Below are 23,057 nucleotides of genomic sequence, written 5' to 3' on the forward strand. Positions count from 1 at the left end.
TTTATTATATCTGAGTATGAAGGATAATACAAAGTCTTTTAAATGTAAAGCTTTGGAACAGATTCTCCAGTACCCTTTGCTTTCGGCTTTTCATTTTCATTTTCATTTTCATTTTCATTTTCATTTTCAGTATTCTCATCGTCGGAGGTCACGTCAGAAAGCGAGAGTGTTTCATTTTTTTCGTTCTCTTCTTTCACTTCTTCTTCATTTCCTGAATTTTTAAGTGCACTGTACATTTTAATCATAGCCGGAATATTTTTCATTAATGGACCATATTGCTGAACCATTGGAACGACCGATTCCGCCATTTTTAAGGTCTTTTGGACATTTCCCAACATTGAACTAAGGTTCGAAGGGTTTGCTAAATTTTGAAGTGTGCCAGAATTCATTGCTTGTGAAGGATTAAAAAGACCAGTCATTCCCCCCATTCCACGTGTTGGATTTGACTGCCCCATACCAGGGATTAATCTTCTCAAAAGACCGCCTAAGCCGGCTCTTCCTTGTCCTTGCATGCCTTGCATACCTTGCATACCACCAAACATTCCTGGTGGTCGGAAACCCGTTTGCTGAGGAAACATGGATGGTGGCCTCATTGATCTCATTGGTGTCATTTGACTCATCTGACTCATTGGATTTCTTGGAAAAAACATTTACTTATCCTCCTTTCACATTGCAGAGACTAAGAACAGAGTATAGTGATAATACCTTGTTTTTAGGATATGCGAAAAGGGAAATGAATGTTTAAGCAAATCGCTCAATTAGGCTTGATTGGTGTTTTTTTATGGTTTCCTTTATAATTAATTGTTAGGTTATGATGATGATTATTCAAATGAACTAAAAACCTTACAAAAAAATTGATATTTATATAAATGAGGGATTGTAATGACAGTACAAGATTTTGAACGTTTTCAATTTCAGCCGTTTATACTTGAGGCATTAAAGGAGTTAAAATTTACAAAGCCAACTGAAATTCAAGAGCGATTAATACCTAGCATTCAGCGAGGAGAAAGCGCCATTGGTCAATCGCAAACTGGAACAGGTAAAACTCATGCTTACCTGTTACCTATAATCAATAAGATTGATCCTGAAAGACAAGAGGTACAAGCTGTTATAACAGCTCCAACAAGAGAACTTGCAACGCAAATCTATCATGAGATTGGCAAGATAATTAAATGTAGCGAAGAGAATCCGATTACAGCTAAATTATTTGTGGGCGGAACTGATAAGGCACGTGCGATTGAAAAACTAAGAACGCAGCCACAAATTGTTGTGGGAACCCCTGGAAGAATTCATGATTTAGTCAAGGAACAGGCTCTTCAGGTATATACGGCCAATCAAATCGTTGTTGATGAAGCAGATCTAGTGCTTGATATGGGCTTCATTGAAGATGTTGACCAAATTGCAGCTAGAATGCAGGAAGATCTTCAAATTTTAGTATTTTCAGCAACGATTCCAGAAAAGCTAAAGCCCTTTTTAAAAAAATATTTGGAAAATCCTCGTTACACTCATGTTGCACCAGAACAGGCTGCTGCAGCAAAGGTGGAACATATTCTTGTTCCACTCCGTCATCGAAATAAGCAGAGCCTATTAAAATCAATGCTGGAGGCGTATAACCCATACTTAGCGATTATATTCACTAACACTAAAAAAATGGCTGATGAAGTGGCTGACGGGCTCATTGAAAAAGGGATGAAGGTTGGAAGAATCCACGGAGACCTTCCACCTCGTGAACGTAAAAAAGTGATGAAACAAATAAATTCACTTGAATTTCAATATGTCGTTGCAACAGACCTAGCCGCAAGAGGAATTGATATTGAGGGTGTTAGTCATGTAATCAATTATGAACTACCAAGTGATCTTGATTTTTATATCCATAGAGTTGGTAGAACGGCAAGAGCCGGATACTCCGGAATTGCTGCAACGATTTATGATCCATCTGATGAGGATGCAATTGTAAGGCTTGAGAAAATGGGTATTACGTTTAAGAATATGGATCTCGAACAAGATGAATGGATAAATATTGGTGAGCGAAATAAACGAAAAGCTCGTAAAAAACAAGTAGATGAAATTGATAAACTTGCGAAAAACAAGGTGAAAAAACCTAAAAAAGTGAAACCGGGCTATAAGAAAAAAATGAACAAAGAAATGGAAGATTTCAAGAAGCGCCAAAAACGATTGAAGAGAAAATAAGCGTTGGATATGATAAAATGGTTGTACGAATTGTTTAAGGGAGATTGGAGTGTAACGTATGCTTAAAATTGGCTCACATGTTTCAATGAGTGGCAAAAAGATGCTTCTAGCAGCAAGTGAAGAAGCAGTATCTTATGGTGCAAATACATTTATGATTTATACTGGTGCACCACAAAATACAAGACGTAAAAAGATAGAGGACTTAAATATAGAGGCTGGCCTTGCTCATATGAAGGAAAATGGGATTGACGAAATTGTTGTCCATGCTCCTTATATTATTAATATTGGCAACACCTCAAATCCAGCTACCTTCGAATTAGGTGTAAACTTCTTACGTTCCGAAATTGAGAGAACAGATGCACTAGGGGCTAAACAAATCGTCCTTCATCCTGGAGCACATGTTGGTGCTGGTGCAGAAGCGGGAATCAAGAAAATTATTGAGGGTCTAAATGAAGTAGTCACTAAAGACCAAAATGTGCAAATTGCATTAGAAACAATGGCTGGAAAAGGGTCTGAGTGTGGTAGATCTTTTGAAGAAATCGCACAGATTATTGAAGGTGTAACACATAATGACAAGCTATCAGTTTGTTTCGATACATGTCATACCCATGATGCTGGTTATGATATTGTAAATGATTTTGATGGGGTACTAGAGCAATTTGATAAAATAATTGGTGTTGACCGCATTAAGGTCCTTCATATTAATGACAGTAAAAATGAAAAAGGTGCAAGTAAAGACCGTCACGAAAATATTGGATTTGGAAAAATTGGATTTGATGCAATTAATTATATTGTCCATCATCCAACCCTTGAAAATGTCCCTAAAATTTTAGAAACACCTTATGTTGGTGAAGATAAAAACAATAAGAAAGCTCCGTATAAGTTTGAAATTGAAATGATACGTTCAAAATCTTTTGATGACGGCTTATTAGAGAAAATTATGAATCAATAAATGAAGAAAAAAGCTGTCTTGTCATTGACAGCTTTTTTCAACTCGTAAATTTAATAAACAATTGGTTTAATTTTCTAGCAACCTCAGGACTTGTGATCTGGGCAATTTCCTTAAGTAATTGATTTTTTTCATCAGGATTAAAAATATTTATATGCTTCTTTTTTCGAATCAATTTTAACACATTTGTTGCTTGTGACTTGGTTACATGTATATCATATTGTTTTCCATATTTTATTAAGTCATCGGGTGTTAAGGTCTTTAATTTTTGGTTAATGATCTGCTGATAAATATTCATAGTGCAAACTTCACCTTCCTCACGTTAGTCTATTTCAACATGAAAAAGATTGTGCATAAAATCATTCAAGAAAAACAAATACTTTTTTGAATTGGAGTGATGGGATGAACAGAGAGCATAAAAAGGAAAGCGTTTTACACATTATATTTCGAGTGATTATGATAATTGTTGGTGCCGCCATTGCTGCTGCTTCGATTGAACTTTTCTTAATTCCTAATAAAATTATTGATGGTGGGATCATTGGTATTTCGTTAATTGTAGATTATTTAACGCCGACCTATATTACATTTGGTTTTCTTGTTGTCATCTTTAATCTACCATTTATGTATTCAGGGTATATTCAAATCGGTAAAACCTTTATGTGGTCTAGTATTTTAGGGATTGTAGCACTAGCTATTATTGAAACGTTGCTTCACTATGTTCAGCCTTTTGATATTGAACCAATACTTGCTGCCGTATTTGGGGGGCTTCTTCTTGGGACAGGGGTTGGTATTGTCATACGTAATGGGGGATCAATGGATGGTACTGAAATTTTATCAATTATTTTAACGAAAAAGTTACCGTTCTCTGTTGGAGAATTTGTCATGTTTATCAATATCTTTATTTTCGCACTCGCAGGTTTTGTTTTCGGTCTTGAATCAGCGATGTATTCCGTATTAGCTTATTACATTGCGTTTAAAACGATTGATGCAGTTGTAGAAGGACTGGATGAAACGAAGGCTGCAATCATCGTTTCTGAACAATTTGATGAAATATCAGATGCAATCTTACATCGACTTGGGCGTGGAACAACGAAGCTTAAAGGCAGAGGTGGATATACGGACGAAGAAAAGGAAGTTGTTTATGTTGTCGTTACAAGACTTGAGGTAACTAAACTGAAAGGAATTATTCAAGAAATTGACCCTTCTGCTTTTATTACCATCATGGATACGCATGAAGTAAGAGGGGGTCGCTTCAAATCGGCTGTACATTAAAGGAAATAGATTAACTCTTTTTCAAGAAGATCTGTTTGTAAACAGTTTTTTTTAAAAAGGGTTAATCCTTTTTGTTATCAATTATCTTTACTTTATAAAATTCATCATGTATACTTCATAAAGTATAAATCGTAATGATTCTTAATAAGATACAAAAAAAGGTGATAATTTGACAAACTCAAATTCGGTATTGACGATAAATGATCTTTCTTTTAGATATGAGGAGCAAACCGTATTAGAAAACATCAATTTAGTTGTCCCAAAAGGCTCATTCTTAGCGATTGTCGGACCTAATGGTTCTGGTAAAACAACATTACTCAAAAGTATTCTGGGTCTTGTAAATCTGCAAAAAGGGTCAATTGAATTGTTTGGAACACCGATTTCAAAATTTAGAGACTGGTCGAAAATCGGATTTGTATCCCAAAAAGCTAACAGCTTTAACTCCGGATTTCCGGCAACTGTATTTGAAGTTGTTTCAAGTGGATTGACGCCGAAGCTTGGATTGTTTCATTTTTTCAAGCAACAGCATAAGAAAAAAGTTGAGGAAGCTCTTCAATCGGTCGGAATGGAGAAGTTTATAGATCGAAACATTGGCGAACTTTCGGGAGGGCAACAACAGCGTGTATTTATCGCGAGGGCTCTTGTAAGTGAACCAGTGCTTCTCATCCTTGATGAGCCGACTGTAGGGGTTGATGCTAAGACTGTTCAAGCATTTTACCATATGCTTGAAGATATTAATAAAAATAAGGGAATTACATTGATTTTAGTTACACATGATGTAGGGACAATTTCGGAAAAGGTATCTCATGTCGCATGTTTAAATAAGCATCTTCATTTCCATGGAAGTGCGAAGGAATTTGAACATGTTCAAGACCAGGATTTATCCAACTATTATGGCCATCCACTTCATGTAATTACCCATGACCAAACATGAGGAAGGTGAAACAATGCTTTCAGACATATTTCAATATGAATTTTTGCAAAATGCATTCCTAAGTGGTTTGCTGATTGGGTTGATTGCACCATTGCTTGGTGTTTTTATTGTGGTAAGACGGCTCTCACTCATTGCAGATGCCTTAAGCCATGTCACATTAGCAGGGATTGCGGCAAGTCTTTTACTTGAAAAGAAGTTAGGACTTACACAGCCAGTTAATCCTATTTACATGGGAATGACTTTTTCAGTTGTTGGCTCACTTTTTATTGAACGATTACGAACGGTATACAAGCATTATCAAGAGCTTGCAATTCCCATCATCCTATCTGGTGGGATAGGATTAGGCGTTATTTTTATTTCACTTGCAGATGGTTTTAATACCGATTTATTTAATTATTTATTTGGTAGTGTGAGCGCAATTAGCCGTTCCGATTTATGGACCATTCTAGGGATTTCGATACTTGTTATTTTGATTGTGATTTTTCTATATAAGGAATTATTTCTTTTATCATTTGACGAAGAACATGCAGCCGTTTCAGGAATTAATGCAAAAACGATCCACTTTATCTTTATTGTGACAGTTGCGTTAGTAATTGCTGCTTCGATGAGAATTGTCGGTATTTTATTAGTATCCTCATTAATGACTTTACCAGTTGCAGCAGCAATTCGAGTTGCAAAGGGCTTTAAACAAACAATTATTTTGTCAGTCATTTTTGGTGAATTAGCAGTGGTTTTTGGATTAGTGCTTTCTTATTATCTTGATTTGGCTCCCGGAGGAACCATCGTTGTCCTCTCAATCATGGTTCTTTTAGGTGCAATAGGTTGGAAAAAATGGTGGAAAGGAAGAGCGGTATGAATGTATCTGAAGCAATGGAATTAATGAAGGAAAAAGGATTTAAACATACTGGAAAAAGACAGGAAATGCTTGAGCTGTTTTCTGTTTCTGATAAATATTTAACCGCAAAGGATGTCTTGGATAGCTTAAAAGGAAACTATCCAGGACTTAGCTTTGACACAATTTATCGAAACCTTTCTTTATTTGTTGATCTCGGCATTTTGGAATCGACGGAACTATCAGGCGAAAAACACTTCCGTTTTACCTGTGGTGGAAGCCATCATCACCACCATTTTATCTGCTTAGAATGTGGAAAAACAAAGGAAATTGAATCCTGTCCGATGGATAAGATCATCGACAATTTATCAGGCTATGATGTAACTGATCATAAATTTGAAATTTACGGTGCATGCCCTGAGTGTAGAGCATAAAGATGGTTTATAAAGATGTAATGGTCTTACAGTCAATGATTAACAATTATATTTCTCGCTAGCATTACCCATACTATAAATGCTCCTTACCCATAAGGAAAGCGAGGGATAAGCATGGCAGAACAAGACAAAAACGTACGAAACTATCAAGACAATAATGATTTTGATTACTACGTTGATCCAAATATTGGTGCAAATGCTGACTCAAGCTATAATGAGGAAACGGCAGCAGAGGTTGCCGCTCCAATCAATTATGGAACCACGAGACGTGAAGTGGATCGTGATCAAACGGAAGATAGAGCAGGTGGTGCAGGCTTAGGTTGGTTGGCTCTTGCTCTATCCATTATTTCCTTGTTTGTAATGCCTGTGTTATTAGGAGCAGCAGGTATTATTATTGGATTCATTGCACGCCGACGTGGAGCAACTGGTTTAGGAGCATGGGCTATCGGGATCGGTGCTGTATCGATTATCGTAGGCATATTCATCCTCCCATTCTTTTAACAAATAATTGTAAATACAAAAATAAGCCCGACACTTTGCGTGTCGGGCTTATTTCTATTATTTTTGTTCAGCAGTTTGTTTTGCGAAGTATTCTTCAGCAAGCTTGTCAATTTCTTTTTTCAATTCTTCTACCATGGTTTCCTCTGGTACTTTACGAACGGTTTTGCCGTGACGGAAAAGTAATCCTTCTCCTCTTGCTCCAGCAATCCCTATATCAGCTTCTTTAGCCTCTCCTGGGCCGTTAACGGCACATCCCAATACAGAAACCTTAATTGGTGCTTTAATGTTTGAAATGTACTCTTCAACCTCATTAGCAATTTTAATTAGATCGATTTCAATTCGTCCACATGTTGGGCATGAAACTAATGTTGCTGCATTAGATATTAAACCAAATGACTTTAATAATTCACGTGCAACCTTAACTTCCTCAACAGGGTCTGCACTTAGTGAAACACGAAGTGTATTTCCGATTCCCTTACTTAAAATAGCACCTAAACCAGCCGCACTTTTCACAGTTCCAGAAAACAGTGTTCCAGATTCAGTAATACCTAAGTGTAATGGGTAATCGAATGCCTTTGCAGCTTTTTCATAGGCTTCGATTGCAAGTGGAACTGTAGATGCCTTCATTGACACAATAATGTCATGGAAATCAAGGTCTTCTAAGATTTTAATATGGTGTAATGCACTTTCAACCATACCGTCTGCAGTTGGGTACCCATATTTATCGAGGATGCGTTTTTCTAGTGATCCAGCATTTACCCCGATACGAATTGGAATTCCTTTTTCTTTTGCTGCTTTAACAACAGCTTCAACCTTTTCTTTACGACCGATATTACCAGGGTTAATCCGAATTTTGTCGGCTCCTCCTTCAATCGCTTTTAAGGCTAATTTATAATCGAAATGTATATCAACTACGAGAGGAATTGAAATTCTTTTCTTGATTTCTGGAATCGCATTTGCAGCACGCTCATCTGGACATGCCACACGAACGATTTGACATCCTGCTTCTTCAAGACGTTTTATCTCTGCAACAGTTGCCTCAACATCATGTGTCTTAGTAGTGGTCATACTTTGAATAACTACTTCATTATTACCACCAATCGTTAAATTACCAACCTTCACAGGACGTGTTTTTGTACGATGGATGATTTCACTCACGAATATCGCTCCTTTAAGTTAAAACCTATTTAATCATAATCACTTATATAAGAGTAATCCTTTATAAGAAAAATATCTAGTCTAAAGAATTATTTACTTGCCTATTTTACAGTTGAATCAAAAAATTGACAAGAAAAGACCCTTATTCATTTGTATATAATGGAAATTTATAGGTTTTACCAATTTGGAGAAGTTCTGCTTTGCTAGTAGGGTTAAGTTCTTCAAAATCTTCTATTACAGATTCAATTGAAGAGATCTGCTTCCCTACATTTATAGCTTCGACGATTGATAATAACGTATCACCGGCATTTACTTTGATTTCCTTATATGGATTATTTGGAGTTTGGGCTATAACCTCTGTTGCCTCTATTGTTTCATTCTTTGCAACTGGTAGAGTTCCAAATCTTACATCGAAATAAATAATATATAGAGTAAATGCAATTGCTAGGAATGCGAAGAATCGCTTCATATCCAAAACCTCCGATAGATCAACTTACTACAGAATATGCTCAAGTCTTCTTGATATTCCAAAAATTAATAGAAAGAGACAAAATTAATAGAAAAACTTAAAACACATACTTTCAACAAGTAGAGTGAAAAATAGAGTTACGAGAGACGGATGAATCCGAATGTTACAGGATTGTAAATTTACTTAATATTACCTTTACATAAAAAAAAGACTAAGGTACTATCTTTTATGGGCTTGCTTAAATATTAAAAAACATAGGAGTTGGCAATGTGGAACTAGATGTACAAAGTATGATATTTCAGTTTATAGGCGGTCTTGGTATTTTCCTTTTTGGTATCAAGTACATGGGAGATGGACTGCAAAAGTCTGCAGGTGATAAACTGAGAGATATTTTAGATAAGTTTACAACCAATCCATTTATGGGTGTTCTCGCAGGTGTTTTTGTTACATGTTTAATTCAAAGTAGTTCGGGAACAACGGTAATCGTCGTAGGACTTGTAAGCGCAGGGTTCATGACGTTACGACAAGCGATTGGTGTTATCATGGGGGCAAATATCGGAACAACGATTACTGCATTTATCATTGGTATTAAAATATCCGATTACGCACTTCCAATAATCGCGGTTGGAGCATTATTACTTTTCTTCTTTAAAAATAAGCGAGTTCATCATTTTGGACAAATCGTCTTTGGGTTCGGTGCTTTATTCTTAGGTCTAGAGTTAATGGGAGACGGAATGAAGCCTCTTAGAACCCTTGAAGCGTTTCGTGATTTAACGGTAAGCATGAGTGAACACGCTATTTTAGGTGTTGTAATTGGAACAGTATTTACAGTAATTGTACAGAGTTCAAGTGCAACAATTGGTATTTTGCAGGAGTTATTTGGTGAATGTCTCTTAGATATTCAAGCGGCTATTCCTGTTTTATTTGGAGATAATATTGGAACAACGATTACAGCTGTTTTGGCTTCCATTGGTGCTTCAGTTGCCGCAAAGAGAGCAGCTTTAACACATGTTCTTTTCAATATAATTGGAACGACCATTTTCCTTATTCTTCTTGGACCATTTACGAAGCTTATCATGTTTTTACAAGATGCACTTAGCCTTAATCCGGAAATGACAATTGCATTTGCTCACGGTACATTTAACGTGACAAATACCATTATCCAATTTCCTTTCATTGCTGCTTTAGCCTTTATCGTAACGAAACTGATTCCTGGTAAGGATGCACTTATTGAATACAAGGCAAAACATCTTGATCCTGTTTTCATTGAACAGTCACCGGCAATTGCATTAGGTCAGGCAAGAGAAGAAGTTGTTCGAATGGGTGAATTTGCTGTTAAGGGACTAGAGGAATCAAACACCTATCTAAATCAAAAATCGCAAAAATTTGCGGATACAGCCCTTCAAATCGAAGATGCAATTAATAATCTCGATAAAAAAATCACGGATTATTTAGTGAAAATTTCATCAAGATCACTGTCATCACAAGAATCGACTCTACACTCAATGCTAGTAAATACCTGTCGTGATATTGAAAGAATTGGGGATCATTTCGAAAACGTAGTAGAATTGGTTGACTATCAAATTTCAAATAAAGTAAAACTTACTGAAGATGCGATGGAAGATTTAAATGAAATGTTTAAATTAACGATTTTTACAGTTGGTGAGGCTGTTCAATGTCTTCAAAACAATGACCGAACTGTAGCAATTGATGTCGTAAAACAGGAAGAAAAAATTGATTCAATGGAACGAGCATTACGGAAAAAACATATTCTTCGTCTAAATGAAGGAAAATGTTCTGGACAAGCGGGTATCGTATTCGTTGACATCATTAGTAATTTGGAGCGTATCGGTGACCACGCTGTAAATATTGCCGAAGCCGTTCTAGGAGAAAGAAATCTTTAATAGTCTAACTTTCATGAGATACAAGGCATTAATGATGCCTTGTATTTTTTATAAAGGAGTTTTCTTATGAGCATTTTTATGTGGATGATTATTATTGTATTGTTCGTTATCGCTTTTGTTGGACTTGTCTATCCCATCATTCCGAGTGTCCTTTTTATCGCCGGAGGCTTTTTGGTTTATGGACTTTTTCAAGGCTTTGATTCGTTGAGTATATGGTTTTGGTTTATTGAAGGGTTGTTTCTCCTTCTCTTATTAGGGGCAGATTACGGAACCAATTTACTAGGAGTTAAAAAGTACGGCGGAAGCAAGGCGGCTGTTTGGGGAAGTACAATAGGGCTTCTTGTTGGACCCTTTGTGATTCCGATTTTTGGTATTATCATTGGCCCGTTCCTTGGAGCATTTCTAGCAGAATTACTCGTCCATAAAAAGGATCTTAAGCATGCTTTTAAAAGTGGGATAGGCTCACTTATTGGTTTTCTTAGTGGTGTTCTTGCAAAAGGAATTATTCAAGCGATCATGATTATCTATTTTTTATTTGTCGTACTTTAAGAATAAAATCCAAGCTTCAGAGGAATCTTAAATCTGGTGTCGTTACAAAGCTTTTTATTTGAAAGATTATACTTATTTTGGTAATCTAACATGTGAGGGCTGTTGAAGACGTATTTGTTTTCAAAAGGTTCATTATTACATATTTTTTAAGGAGGAATTTACCATGGCATACGAATTACCACAATTACCTTATGCTTATGATGCACTAGAACCACATATTGACAAGGAAACAATGAACATTCACCACACTAAGCATCACAATACTTACGTTACAAACGTAAACAATGCGATTGCTGGTAAAGCTGATTTAGAAAGCAAATCAGTAGAAGAATTAGTTTCTAATCTTGATGCTGTTCCAGAAGATATTCGTACAGCAGTAAGAAACAATGGTGGTGGACATGCAAACCACAGCTTATTCTGGACAATTCTTTCTCCAAACGGTGGCGGCGAACCAACTGGCGAACTAGCTGAGGCTATTAACAGCAAATTCGGAAGCTTTGAAGCATTCAAAGATGCGTTCTCAAAAGCAGCAACAACTCGTTTCGGTTCTGGTTGGGCTTGGTTAGTTGTTAACAATGGTGAACTTGAAGTAACAAGCACTCCTAACCAAGATTCTCCATTAATGGAAGGTAAAACTCCAGTTCTAGGTCTTGATGTTTGGGAGCATGCTTACTACCTAAACTATCAAAACCGTCGTCCTGATTACATTGCTGCATTCTTCAATGTAGTAAATTGGGAAGAAGTAGCAAATCGTTATAACGCTGCAAAATAATATTGATTAAGCCGGTGGATTCGTTCACTGGCTTTTTATTTTAATGTCAAACTTTTAGTAACTTGTGTTTTCCTCATGTCTAGCTTTAGGCGCCATCTAATTGAGGCACAAGACAAGCACTTCTAAAGGTCCAAAAGTGACCTCTGTCAGTGCTTGTCTTGTACTTGTCGCAGATTGGCAGGCGCCTAAAGCTTTTCTTTGTATATCTCCTTTTTTTTATCACACAATAATGAGTGTAGATAGAAAAGGGGAGTCAGCAAATGTTTGGTTTAAAAAAGGTACTAGGTGATGTACCCATACACAGAGATTTAATTTTGTTACTTGTCATTGGTGGCTTATATGCGCTAAGTATCGCTTTATCAAACACATTCGTAAACGTATATTTATGGAAGCAATCAGGTGAATTTAGAGATTTAGGCTTATATAATTTGGCAGTGGTCGTCTTGCAACCATTAACCTTTATTCTTGCTGGGAGATGGGCTAAAAAAATTGATAGAGTGATCGTACTTAGGCTTGGAGTTTCATTCTTAGCCATTTTTTATATCACCGTCTTATGGATTGGTGAGAGCGCCTCACACTATTTGTTACTTTTAGGAGCACTACTTGGGATTGGCTATGGTTTTTACTGGCTAGCCTTTAATGTTTTAACCTTTGAAATTACAGAGCCTGAAACACGTGATTTTTTTAATGGATTTTTAGGATTGCTTGGTTCATTCGCAGGAATGATTGGTCCTATTGCAGCGGGAATCATCATTTCTTCAATGAGGAGTTTTACTGGATATACCGTCATATTTGGCATATCCTTAGGCTTGTTTGCAGGAGCAGTTGTTCTGAGCTTTTTCTTAAAAAGACGAAGTGCTGAAGGGGATTTTGTTTTTAGAAGAATTCTGGAAGAACGAAAATATAATTCAAATTGGAAGCATATCCTGAATGCTCACTTTTTTCAAGGAATTCGTGAAGGCACATTTGTATTTGTAATTTCGGTTTTTGTGTTCGTGGCAACTGGGAGTGAATTAGCTTTAGGAAAATTTGGACTAATTAATTCAGCCGTATCCTTTTTAGTTTATTTTTTAGCAACGAGGTTAATCAAAAAGAAAATGCGCAAAAAGGCAATTCTTGTTGGTGGTTTATTGGTGTATCTTGCTATTTTTGTGATTCTTTTTGAGGTAACCTATGCGAGGCTGATTTTATATGGAATTATTATTGGGTTTGCTTATCCAATTTTGCTTGTTCCATATAACTCATTAACTTATGATGTGATCGGAAAAGGGTGGAATGCAAAAGAGATGAGGATTGAATATGTGGTCGTTAGGGAAGTCTTTTTAAATATCGGAAGGATTCTTTCAATCGTATTGTTCTTGATCACAATCACCTTTTTTGATGAAAAGCAAAGTATTCCAATTCTTTTAGCTATTATTGGTGCAGGGCATGTACTACTTTATATTCCTATTAAACGAATTGAAACACCCGATGCAGCTGGTAAAGTTCAATCAAAATCTTCTGCAAACCGAAAACTAATTGAAGGTGAAGGTGGCTCCACCGCTTAACTTTATTCAGCAAGCGCTTATTAAAGTTAAGTGCCTTTTCGATGGTAGCTTCAAATTTAGCAGTTTTTTTCATGGAAAAAAGATTGAGTTTCTTTTACAATAGAAGATAAGGCACCTAGCCTGGCTAGGTGTTTTTTTCTTTCATAAGAATATAGCGCAATGATAAAATTAGTATTAGGCAAAAAAATAAAGGTAGTTGATGCTCATGATTAAAAAGAAAAAATCACATGTTCCTTTTCGTTTAAATATGTTATTTTTTGCTGTCTTTTTACTGTTTTCAGCCCTGATTTTACGACTTGGGGTTGTTCAAATTGTTCACGGTGAAAAGTTTCAAAAGGAAGTTGACAAAACGGAAAATGAAATTGTTAATCTTCCTGTTCCACGGGGTAAAATTTATGACAAAAACGGAAATGTCATCGTGGATAATAAAGCTTTAAATGCTATCACCTACACTCGTGCAAGAGACACGAAACAAGAGGATATATTAAAAGTTGCGCAAACCCTAGCGAAGTTAATTGATATGAAGACGGATAAAGTCACAGAGCGTGATTTAAAGGATTTCTGGATGCTAATTTACCCAGACGAAGCAAAAGAAAAGGTTAAGCAAGAATTGGAGAAAGTGGAGAATGGAGAAATTGAACTATCAAATAAAGAAATTTATAAACTCCAAATTGAAAGAATTACGGAAGAAGACCTTGCAGAGATCACTAAGCCTGAGTTAGAGGTAGCTGCGATATTCCGTGAAATGACAAAGGGTTATGCCCTTGTCCCCCAGATTGTTAAAAATGAAGAGGTTACACCTGAGGAGTATGCGATTGTTAGTGAAAATCTTGAACATTTACCAGGCGTCAACACCACAACTGATTGGGTACGAGATTATAAATATGATTTCACATTAAAATCCATACTTGGTAGAATCTCTAATACGGATGAAGGTCTTCCAGGTGAAAAGCTTGATTATTATTTAGCACGAGGATATAACCGTAATGACCGTGTTGGCTTAAGCTATTTAGAGGCACAATATGAATCCGTATTACATGGTCAAAAGGCTAAGGTAGAAAATGTCATTAAAGGTAATGCCGTGCAGGAAACCATTTTAATATCTGAAGGACAAAGGGGAAGTGACCTTGTTCTTACCATTGACATGGAGCTGCAGCAAGCGGTTGAAAAAATCATTGAAGAACAGATGCTGGCACATAAACAAACGCGTAATACAGAATATCTTGACACCGCATTTGTTGTTATGATGAATCCTAATACAGGTGAAATACTAAGTATGGCCGGCAAGCACTACACAAAAGGAAAAGAAGGCAAGATGGTATTCGAGGATTATGCTCTTGGGACGATGAATGCAGCATATGAGATGGGTTCCACTATCAAAGGTGCGACCATGTTAACTGGTTATGATACTGGAGTAATTGACATTGGTTCGATGTACTACGATGCTCCAATAAGAATTAAAGGAACACCAACAAAGTCATCATGGACAAATTTAGGACCGACCAATGACCTAAAAGCACTTGAAATGTCATCTAACGTATACATGTTTAGGACCTTTCTTGATTTAGCAGGTGGACATTATGTCCCTGACCATGCGATTTCTATTGATTATGATGCATTTCGTACGGCTCGAAATTATTTTAGTCAGTTTGGCTTAGGCGTGAAGACAGGAATTGATTTACCAGGGGAAGCTTCAGGATACACGGGTCCATTGCTTGGACCAGGTTTATTAATGGACTTGGCAATTGGACAATATGACACCTATACAACCTTACAGTTAGCACAGTATGTGTCAACGATTGCCAATGACGGATATAGATTGCAACCGAAGATTGTAAGGGAGATTCATCAACCAACGATGGAAGAAGATGAATTAGGTCCGATACAAAAGCCATTTGAAAAAACCGTTTTAAACAAAGTTGAAATAGACCAGAAGTATTTCGATCGGGTTCAACAAGGATTTAAGCTCGTATTCCAAGGAGGAAATGGTACGGCTAGAAGTGTATTTGCAGGTAAACCATATAATCCTGCTGGAAAAACAGGTACAGCCCAATCCTTTATTAAAGGGATAGAAGCTGTAAATAGTACACTTGTTGGGTATGCACCATTTGACAATCCTGAGGTAGCATTCGCTGTAGTCATACCTTATGCATATTATGGAAACACATCTCATAATATGAACCTTAAAGTTGGGGAAGCAGTTTTAGACAAATATTTTGAACTAAAAGAAAAACGGGCTACTCAACCACAACAAAAAACAGAGACAGCAGAAACAGAAACAGAGCAAGAAACGCCAGCAGAAGACGGTGAAGCACAAGGAACTGAATAATGATTAAGTATAGCCTAGCGGAATTCGCTAGGCTTTTTTCTATGCAAGTTTCATCGACAAAAATAGGGTATATTCATCATTTTCTTCAAATTTACAAAACCTTTACATTCAGTTCATATGAGATTAATAGTATACGAGTATTCTTATTTTTGTAAGACATAGCAAGACTAACTCACTCTTAGGGGGAATTAAGGAATGAAACACTTGAAGTTCTTAGGTTTAGCAATGATCACAATCGCGATGCTTGTATTAGCTGCATGTGGTAACGACGAAAGCAACACAGAAGGTGACGAGTCACAAACAGGTAATGGTGATGCAGCTGAAGAAAAATTAGAGGGCAGCGTTGTAATCGATGGATCTGGTACTGTATTTCCTTTTATGTCTAAAATGGCAGAAAATTATATGACAAATGAACAAGAAGATGTATCCGTTGAAGTAAGCCGTGCTGGAACAAGCGCTGGTTTCAAAAAGTTTTTAGTTGAAGAAGGTGGAACAGATTTCAATGATGCTTCACGTAAAATTAAAGACGAAGAGGCAGCAACTGCTGAAGATCTTGGAATTGAAGTTAAGGAATTAAAAGTTGCACTTGACGGCTTAACATTTGTTGTTAACCCTGATAACGATTGGGTAGAAGAACTTACACAACAAGAAGTAATTGATATTTTCTTAGCAAGTGCTGGTAAGAAAAACTGGTCAGATGTTCGCTCTGATTTCCCAAATGAGCCAATTAAAACTTATGGTCCTAACGAAAACCACGGTACTTATGAGTTCTTCTGGGAAAACATTCTAGATGAGCAAGATCTTGTAGCTGAAGCAAATTTACAACAAGAATATTCTACATTAGTAGACTTGGTTTCTAAGGATAAAAATGCAATTGCATTCTTTGGATATGGATATGCAGCTAATAACACAGATAAAGTTAAAATTGTAAAAATCGACTTTGGTAATGGTCCTGTAGAACCAAGTACAGATACAATCAGTGAAGATGGTGACTACGCTCCGTTCACAAGACCAGTATTTACGTACCTTAATGTAAATATGGCTAAAGAAAAAGCTCAAGTATTAGACTATGCAATTTATACAATGAAAAACGCAGCTGATGTAGCTTCTGAAACTGGATTTGCTCCACTTCCAGATGCAGAATTACAAAAATCAGTTGAAGAATTAGAAGGCTTAAAATAATAGATTCAAACTGAAGATGAGGGCATTCTTTGCTTCTCATCTTTAGCCTGATTATAGATAGAAAAATACATTTTGGTCTTGATAAATGATGAAATGGATTGAAGGGAGTTTATCATGAAGGAAGGTTCTAAAGATTTAAATGTGCGTGAGCTGATTTCACAAAATAAAAGCACTAAAAGTATGAACACATTAATTGAAAAAGCCATTCCAAAAGGTTTGCTTATCATTGCGATTGTCTCCATTTTAACTACAATCGGAATTGTCTTTACTCTTCTATTTGAAACATTCGAGTTTTTTAAACGTGTACCATTTCTTGATTTCTTTACTGGTACAGTTTTAAAACCCCTCGGTGATAATGCTCAGTTTGGGGTTTTACCTCTATTAACAGGGACAGTTATTTCATCGGCTATAGCAATGTTGGTTGCAATTCCTATCGGTATGATGTCTGCCATATATTTAAGTGAGTATGCTTCAGACCGAGTTAGAAGGATTTTAAAGCCAATTCTTGAAATTCTTGCAGGGATTCCGACAATTGTCTATGGTTTCTTTGCTTTAACGTTCGTGACACCTCTTTTACAATATTTTATTCCTGGTCTTCAACCAACAAATATCCTCAGTCCAGGTATTGTAATGGGAATAATGATTATTCCTATGGTCGCATCTTTATCGGAGGATGCGATGAGCGCTGTGCCGAATTCTATGAGGGAAGGCGCGCTAGGACTAGGTTCTACTAAACTTGAAGTTACATGGAAGGTTGTTATTCCTGCTGCAATGTCTGGAATTATTGCTTCTTTTGTTCTTGGTATATCTCGAGCAATTGGTGAAACAATGATTGTTACTCTTGCTAGTGGAAGTACTAAGAACTTTACTTTTGATATTACTCAATCAATGCAAACAATGACTTCTTATATTGTTGAAGTTAATAGTGGTGATGCACCTGCTGGCTCAACTTTATATTATAGTTTATATGCTGTAGCGATTACACTATTCGTATTTACATTAGTTATGAACTTACTTGCACAATATATTTCTCGCAAGTTTAAGGAGGAATATTAAAATGAAATATGTAGATGCTGCACAGGTGCAAAAGAAACTTAATTCACGATTAGCAATTAATAAAATTGCAAAAACGATATTTTTAATTTCAATATTATTCAGCTTAGTCGTTTTAGTCATTCTTTTTTATCGCGTCATTTCCCAAAGTCTTGGTTGGATCGACATTCAATTTTTAACGAATAAGTTATCAACTGTTGCAGAAAAAGCCGGGATTATGGGTGCAATTCTTGGAACCTTTTGGCTAATGATCGTTGTAGCTCCAATTACACTTGTACTTGGTGTTGGAACGGCTATTTATCTTGAGGAGTATGCTACGAAAGGACGCCTTCAACGCTTTATTCAAACGAATATTTCCAACCTTGCAGGTGTTCCTTCCATTGTATTTGGAATTTTAGGATTAACTGTTTTTGTCCGTGGATTTGGATTAGGAAATATTGTATTAGCTGGTGGACTTACAATGTCACTATTGGTACTTCCTATCGTTGTTGTGGCAAGTCAAGAAGCTATTCGTGCTGTACCTAACTTTTTACGTGAAGCTTCATACGGAATGGGAGCTACCAAATGGCAAACGATTAAAAACGTTGTATTACCAGCGTCGTTACCAGGAATTTTAACAGGAGCTATTTTGGCTCTTTCCAGGGCAATCGGAGAAACTGCTCCACTTGTTGTTCTTGGAATTCCAGCTTTATTAATTCCATTTCCTGATAGTATTTTTGATAAGTTCACTGTAATGCCAATGCAAATTTATTATTGGACACTTGATTCTGCGCTGGTTGCTGAGTACGCAAATCTAGCAGCAGCAACAATCGTAATTTTGCTAATCATTTTATTCTTAATGAATTCAATTGCAATTTTAATTCGAAACAAGTTCCAAAGAAGATTCTAATCTGAATAAAGGGGAGAAACTCAAAAGATGACATTCCAAGTAATTACAAATAATAATGACATAAAAGATCAAACAGATAAAAAAATTGTGTATGATACAAAGGATTTAAATCTATGGTATGGTGAAGACCATGCTTTAAAAAATATTAACTTTCCAATCTATGAAAACGAAGTAACGGCGATCATTGGACCGTCAGGCTGTGGGAAATCAACTTATATTAAAACATTAAACCGTATGGTAGAATTAGTACCAATCGTACGCATTTCAGGGGAGATTTTATACAGAGGGAAAAATATTTTTGATAGATCTTATAAAGAAGAAGAACTAAGAACCAGAGTGGGAATGGTATTCCAGAAGCCAAATCCGTTTCCAAAATCTATTTACGACAATATTGCCTATGGACCGCGAATCCACGGAATTCGAAATAAAAAGATATTAGATGAAATTGTGGAAAAAAGTCTACGAGGAGCAGCGATTTGGGATGAGGTAAAAGACCGTCTTCATGAAAATGCATATGGGCTTTCTGGTGGCCAGCAACAAAGAATTTGTATTGCACGATGTCTGGCAATTGAACCTGATGTAATTTTAATGGATGAGCCAACTTCAGCACTTGATCCAATTTCAACTTTAAAAATTGAAGAGCTAGTTCAGGAGCTTAAGCAAAACTTTAGCATAATCATCGTTACGCATAATATGCAGCAAGCAGCACGTATCTCAGATCGAACAGCATTTTTCCTAAGCGGAGAAGTCATCGAATATGAAAAAACGGATAAAATGTTCTCAAACCCATCCGACAAGCGCACAGAAGACTACATCACAGGTCGTTTTGGTTAAATAATATGAGTAAATAAAATAGATAAGGGGAGAAGAGTATGGCTATACGCACGACATTGGATAAAGATTTAGATCGCCTTAAAGATTTACTCATTGAAATGGTAAATCTATCAAAAACTGCTGTTGAAAAATCAGTGCAGTCACTTGCGCACCAAAATATCGAAATGGCAGAGCAAATCATTGAAGAAGACCAAAAGATTAACGACCTTGAAGAAAGAATCAATAACTTAATTATTCAACTAATCGCCCAACAACAGCCTGTTGCATCTGACCTACGCACCATTATTGCTGGATTAAAAATCTCAAACGATATTGAGCGAATTGGAGACCTTGCTGTAAATATTGCCAAATCTGTAATCCATATTGGGGCAGGACCACACATCAAGCCAATTGTGGATATTCCTAGAATGGCGGATATGGCATTGGACATGTTGAATAATGTAATTAAAGCCTATATCCAAAAAGATATCGAACTTGCGATTACAACAGCTAAGGCTGATGATGAGATTGATGCTTTATACGGAAAAATTATTAAAGAACTCCTTGAATTAGTGCCAAGCAAACCTGATTCATTTAATCAAATCTCTCAGCTATCCTTTGTTGCCCGTAATCTTGAACGGATTGCAGACCATACGACCAATATGTCGGAGCATATCATTTTTATGGTAAAAGGAAAAAATGTCGATTTAAATGCATAAAAAGAAACTCAAGCCTATCAAAAAAGGCTTGAGTTTTTTTATGTAAACAAATAGTAAATCGTCCCGTAAACAATAGTTGATATGATAATTCCGATTGCGATTCCGCGTAATAAATTCTTATCCATCATAGGAGCCCCATTTTCTTTGCTTGTTCTAAGATAAGTCGAACTTCTTCTACTGGTAAATTCGTTTTATTTCCGATTTCTTCATAGCTCAATCCTTTATCATACAAAGATAAAATGGATGCATTAGATAAAGACATGGCACTTGCTTGGGGAGGTCCCATTTCATAATCAATATCATTTGTAAGAAGCTCTTCCTCAAGGATCTTCATTTTTTTCTTTAACAGATACGTTTCCTGAATCACAGAAAGGGAAAGTTGCTCAATTTCTTCTTGCATCATTTTAATCCTGTCTTTTCCATAATAGGAGATGACAAGAAGAAGGATTGCGACACCTAATAATATAATAAATGCGTATTCCATATTTTCACTCCATTCCATTACTAATCTTATCGTAACTTATGATTGTGGACAACATTTTGTACACCAGTAAATTGTATTTTGGTATAGTAAATAGGAAATTGCATTCTCAAAAAAATAGGACTGGAATTTTAATTAGTAAAATGGTATGATAGGTAAGTCTGATTAATGCTTTATATGTTTGGAGGGAAATAAAGATGCGTGTAAAAATCACTTTAGCTTGCACTGAAACTGGTGATCGTAATTATATTACAACTAAAAATAAGCGTAACAACCCTGACCGTCTTGAACTTAAGAAATATTGCCCAAGACTTAAAAAGGTTACTCTACACCGCGAAACAAAGTAACAGTAGGAAAGCAATTTCCTGCTGTTTTTTTATATTAAATAATAAAAGTAATATAGAAGGAGGGGATTACGGTGAAGACAAAACAGGACTTGAGAAAAGAAATGAAAGGGACTTTACGTTCGATTGATAAAGTTACTCTAAATAAATGGTCACAGGAAATTACAGAGCAAGTTCTTTCATTACCTGAATGGTTGAACGCGAATACAATCGGTATCACGATTTCCGGTGAATATGAGGTCAATACCAAATATTTGATTGAAAAAGCGTGGGAATTAAAGAAGCGAGTGACTGTTCCAAAATGTCATCCAAAGACAAAGACAATGACATTCCGTGAAATCACATCATTTTCACAGCTAGAGGTCGTCTATTATGGATTACAGGAACCAATTGAGGAACAAACAGAAGAGGTTGTACATAATGAAATAGATGTTATATTCGTCCCTGGCTTAAGCTTCATGACAAGCGGATATCGACTTGGCCACGGTGGAGGTTATTATGACCGATATTTAACAGATTATCAAGGAAATACCGTTTCATTGGCTTTTCCGGAACAGCTAGTAGAGAAACTACCTGTTGAGGAATTCGATATTCCAGTGCAGAAAATCGTGACAAATACAAAGGTAATTATTGCCCATGATTAATCTTCTGATCCAAATCCTTGCTTCCATTATTGTAGCGGTAATGGGGTATCGTCTTAAATCGTTAACCATAAGTGGGGCTGTCGGAACAATTATTGTAGGTAGTGCTGTGTCGATGGGCTTTGGCTATCGAGGCTTACTATTATTAGGTCTCTTCTTTGCTAGTTCGAGTTTATGGAGTAAGTTCAAGGCAGGAAATAAAGACTGCCTCCAAAATAAAGTGGAAAAAGGGGAGCAGCGGGATATCATCCAAGTCTTTGCTAATGGTGGTGTCGCCTCTGTTGCAAGTTTATTATTCGTTTGGACTGATTCATTTATTTGGCTATACTTTTTCATTGGCTCCATCGCAGCAGCAAATGCTGACACCTGGGCTTCAGAAATTGGGACACTTAGTAAAAAGAAGCCATTTCTGATTACAAAAATGAGGCGGGTGGATGCAGGGACATCAGGGGCCGTTTCATTATTAGGAACGATTGCTGGCTTTTTAGGTTCGCTTCTTATTGCTGTCGTTTCATTTTTTTTCTGGACAGAGGTTTCAGTCATTCTTTTAGTTGGACTTACCTTGGTGGGTTTCAGTGGAAATGTAATTGATACGATAATGGGGGCAACCGTCCAAGTCGTACATAAATGCTCTGTCTGTGGCTTGGAAACGGAAAAAAAGGTTCACTGTGGAGAAGAAACAACATACTTAAAAGGGCTACGCTTCTGCAATAATGATGTTGTGAATTTACTCTCAATCCTCTTTGCATCTGGAGTTGGGACATATTTCCTTTCGCAAATAGGATAAAATGAAAGGGATAATCAAAAAGTATATCTAGGAGGGATAAAAATGCTAAGCTTATTAACCCGAATAGCTTTACTTATTGGTGGGATTTATGCTGTCTACAGATACCGTTATCGTATTTTTAATACTGTTTTCGGTAGCCCAGCAGTTCGACGAGTTTTTATAAGTTCGTCAATGAAAATCCCTTTTATTCGAAACAGAATGATCCACCAAGCCTTCCGATAGAAGAAGAAAACCTGTTGATTTCCTTTCAACAGGTTTTTTCATTTTTTTAAAACAGAAATTTGGTAACAGTTATAGTAAAACGTTTA

26 protein-coding genes are annotated in these 23,057 nt (G+C 36.4%); 21 read left to right on the forward strand and 5 right to left on the reverse strand.

Annotation, left to right across the window (positions count from 1 at the left end; all coding sequences use genetic code 11):
- Positions 1-38 precede the first annotated feature (38 nt).
- Entirely contained in the window at positions 39-650 is a 612-nt protein-coding gene (gene vrrA / locus ABC371_RS13760) for a VrrA/YqfQ family protein (protein WP_412897308.1), read from the reverse strand.
- A gap of 232 nt (positions 651-882) precedes the next feature.
- Here vrrA and ABC371_RS13765 point away from each other — a divergent pair, with 232 nt between their 5' ends.
- Positions 883-2,190: a DEAD/DEAH box helicase gene (locus ABC371_RS13765; protein ID WP_412897309.1), complete on the forward strand. Its 1,308-nt coding sequence runs from the start codon at positions 883-885 to the stop codon at positions 2,188-2,190.
- 58 nt (positions 2,191-2,248) lie between these two features.
- Positions 2,249-3,142 carry a deoxyribonuclease IV gene (locus ABC371_RS13770; protein WP_412897310.1) on the forward strand — a complete coding sequence of 298 codons (894 nt, stop codon included), beginning with the start codon at positions 2,249-2,251 and terminating at the stop codon, positions 3,140-3,142.
- A gap of 37 nt (positions 3,143-3,179) precedes the next feature.
- Here ABC371_RS13770 and ABC371_RS13775 read toward each other — a convergent pair whose 3' ends face one another.
- Complete coding sequence (locus ABC371_RS13775) at positions 3,180-3,437, reverse strand: DUF2624 domain-containing protein (RefSeq protein ID WP_412897311.1); 258 nt, start codon at positions 3,435-3,437, stop codon at positions 3,180-3,182.
- 104 nt (positions 3,438-3,541) lie between these two features.
- Here ABC371_RS13775 and ABC371_RS13780 point away from each other — a divergent pair, with 104 nt between their 5' ends.
- The 5 genes from ABC371_RS13780 to ABC371_RS13800 all read left to right on the forward strand — a co-directional run bounded on the left by ABC371_RS13780 (position 3,542) and on the right by ABC371_RS13800 (position 7,112).
- Positions 3,542-4,411, forward strand: coding sequence for a YitT family protein (locus tag ABC371_RS13780; RefSeq protein ID WP_412897312.1), 870 nt, complete (start codon positions 3,542-3,544; stop codon positions 4,409-4,411).
- Positions 4,412-4,580: 169 nt separating this feature from the next.
- Positions 4,581-5,345, forward strand: coding sequence for a metal ABC transporter ATP-binding protein (locus ABC371_RS13785; protein ID WP_412897313.1), 765 nt, complete (start codon positions 4,581-4,583; stop codon positions 5,343-5,345).
- Positions 5,346-5,358: 13 nt separating this feature from the next.
- Complete coding sequence (locus ABC371_RS13790) at positions 5,359-6,201, forward strand: metal ABC transporter permease (RefSeq protein WP_412897314.1); 843 nt, start codon at positions 5,359-5,361, stop codon at positions 6,199-6,201.
- Positions 6,198-6,611, forward strand: coding sequence for a zinc uptake transcriptional repressor Zur (gene zur, locus ABC371_RS13795; protein WP_412897315.1), 414 nt, complete (start codon positions 6,198-6,200; stop codon positions 6,609-6,611). The genes ABC371_RS13790 and zur overlap by 4 nt, the downstream gene beginning before the upstream one ends.
- 114 nt (positions 6,612-6,725) lie before the next feature.
- Complete coding sequence (locus tag ABC371_RS13800; RefSeq protein WP_412897316.1) at positions 6,726-7,112, forward strand: DUF4190 domain-containing protein; 387 nt, start codon at positions 6,726-6,728, stop codon at positions 7,110-7,112.
- Between the two features lie 57 nt (positions 7,113-7,169).
- Here ABC371_RS13800 and ispG read toward each other — a convergent pair whose 3' ends face one another.
- Both ispG and ABC371_RS13810 read right to left on the reverse strand, forming a co-directional pair.
- Positions 7,170-8,276: a flavodoxin-dependent (E)-4-hydroxy-3-methylbut-2-enyl-diphosphate synthase gene (gene ispG / locus ABC371_RS13805; RefSeq protein ID WP_412899354.1), complete on the reverse strand. Its 1,107-nt coding sequence runs from the start codon at positions 8,274-8,276 to the stop codon at positions 7,170-7,172.
- 136 nt (positions 8,277-8,412) lie between these two features.
- Positions 8,413-8,739 (reverse strand): hypothetical protein, encoded by a 327-nt coding sequence (locus tag ABC371_RS13810; protein WP_412897317.1) that lies wholly within the window; start codon positions 8,737-8,739, stop codon positions 8,413-8,415.
- A 269-nt stretch (positions 8,740-9,008) separates the two neighbouring features.
- Here ABC371_RS13810 and ABC371_RS13815 point away from each other — a divergent pair, with 269 nt between their 5' ends.
- The 10 genes from ABC371_RS13815 to phoU all read left to right on the forward strand — a co-directional run bounded on the left by ABC371_RS13815 (position 9,009) and on the right by phoU (position 20,496).
- Positions 9,009-10,643, forward strand: a complete 1,635-nt coding sequence (locus ABC371_RS13815; protein WP_412897318.1) for a Na/Pi cotransporter family protein — start codon at positions 9,009-9,011, stop codon at positions 10,641-10,643.
- Between the two features lie 66 nt (positions 10,644-10,709).
- On the forward strand, positions 10,710-11,192 hold the full coding sequence (locus ABC371_RS13820) for a DUF456 domain-containing protein (RefSeq protein ID WP_412897319.1): 483 nt from the start codon (positions 10,710-10,712) through the stop codon (positions 11,190-11,192).
- Between the two features lie 163 nt (positions 11,193-11,355).
- A complete protein-coding gene (sodA, locus tag ABC371_RS13825) occupies positions 11,356-11,964 on the forward strand; it encodes a superoxide dismutase SodA (RefSeq protein WP_412897320.1) in 609 nt (202 codons plus the stop codon).
- 260 nt (positions 11,965-12,224) lie between these two features.
- Positions 12,225-13,511 (forward strand): MFS transporter, encoded by a 1,287-nt coding sequence (locus ABC371_RS13830; RefSeq protein WP_412897321.1) that lies wholly within the window; start codon positions 12,225-12,227, stop codon positions 13,509-13,511.
- A 205-nt stretch (positions 13,512-13,716) separates the two neighbouring features.
- Positions 13,717-15,840, forward strand: coding sequence for a peptidoglycan D,D-transpeptidase FtsI family protein (locus tag ABC371_RS13835; protein WP_412897322.1), 2,124 nt, complete (start codon positions 13,717-13,719; stop codon positions 15,838-15,840).
- Positions 15,841-16,035: 195 nt separating this feature from the next.
- A complete protein-coding gene (locus ABC371_RS13840; protein ID WP_412897323.1) occupies positions 16,036-17,022 on the forward strand; it encodes a PstS family phosphate ABC transporter substrate-binding protein in 987 nt (328 codons plus the stop codon).
- Between the two features lie 114 nt (positions 17,023-17,136).
- The gene (gene pstC, locus ABC371_RS13845; RefSeq protein WP_412897324.1) at positions 17,137-18,078 is read left to right on the forward strand and encodes a phosphate ABC transporter permease subunit PstC; all 942 of its coding nucleotides are present in this window, start codon (positions 17,137-17,139) and stop codon (positions 18,076-18,078) included.
- Between the two features lies 1 nt (position 18,079).
- Complete coding sequence (gene pstA, locus ABC371_RS13850) at positions 18,080-18,964, forward strand: phosphate ABC transporter permease PstA (RefSeq protein WP_412897325.1); 885 nt, start codon at positions 18,080-18,082, stop codon at positions 18,962-18,964.
- A gap of 27 nt (positions 18,965-18,991) precedes the next feature.
- Entirely contained in the window at positions 18,992-19,798 is an 807-nt protein-coding gene (gene pstB / locus ABC371_RS13855) for a phosphate ABC transporter ATP-binding protein PstB (RefSeq protein WP_412897326.1), read from the forward strand.
- Positions 19,799-19,836: 38 nt separating this feature from the next.
- Entirely contained in the window at positions 19,837-20,496 is a 660-nt protein-coding gene (gene phoU / locus ABC371_RS13860) for a phosphate signaling complex protein PhoU (protein WP_412897327.1), read from the forward strand.
- A 124-nt stretch (positions 20,497-20,620) separates the two neighbouring features.
- On the opposite strand, the gene ABC371_RS13865 is transcribed toward phoU, so the two are convergent.
- The gene (locus ABC371_RS13865) at positions 20,621-20,980 is read right to left on the reverse strand and encodes a hypothetical protein (protein WP_412897328.1); all 360 of its coding nucleotides are present in this window, start codon (positions 20,978-20,980) and stop codon (positions 20,621-20,623) included.
- A gap of 194 nt (positions 20,981-21,174) precedes the next feature.
- Here ABC371_RS13865 and rpmG point away from each other — a divergent pair, with 194 nt between their 5' ends.
- From rpmG to ABC371_RS13885, 4 genes are all read left to right on the forward strand, one after another.
- The gene (gene rpmG, locus ABC371_RS13870; RefSeq protein WP_010678123.1) at positions 21,175-21,324 is read left to right on the forward strand and encodes a 50S ribosomal protein L33; all 150 of its coding nucleotides are present in this window, start codon (positions 21,175-21,177) and stop codon (positions 21,322-21,324) included.
- A 71-nt stretch (positions 21,325-21,395) separates the two neighbouring features.
- Complete coding sequence (locus tag ABC371_RS13875) at positions 21,396-21,965, forward strand: 5-formyltetrahydrofolate cyclo-ligase (protein WP_412897329.1); 570 nt, start codon at positions 21,396-21,398, stop codon at positions 21,963-21,965.
- Positions 21,958-22,749, forward strand: coding sequence for a DUF92 domain-containing protein (locus tag ABC371_RS13880; protein WP_412897330.1), 792 nt, complete (start codon positions 21,958-21,960; stop codon positions 22,747-22,749). Before ABC371_RS13875 ends, ABC371_RS13880 begins: the two co-directional genes overlap by 8 nt.
- 42 nt (positions 22,750-22,791) lie before the next feature.
- Positions 22,792-22,971 carry a hypothetical protein gene (locus ABC371_RS13885; RefSeq protein WP_412897331.1) on the forward strand — a complete coding sequence of 60 codons (180 nt, stop codon included), beginning with the start codon at positions 22,792-22,794 and terminating at the stop codon, positions 22,969-22,971.
- Positions 22,972-23,057: the final 86 nt, after the last annotated feature.

Source organism: Bacillus jepli (assembly GCF_047238305.1).
Classification (GTDB): domain Bacteria; phylum Bacillota; class Bacilli; order Bacillales; family Bacillaceae_L; genus Ferdinandcohnia.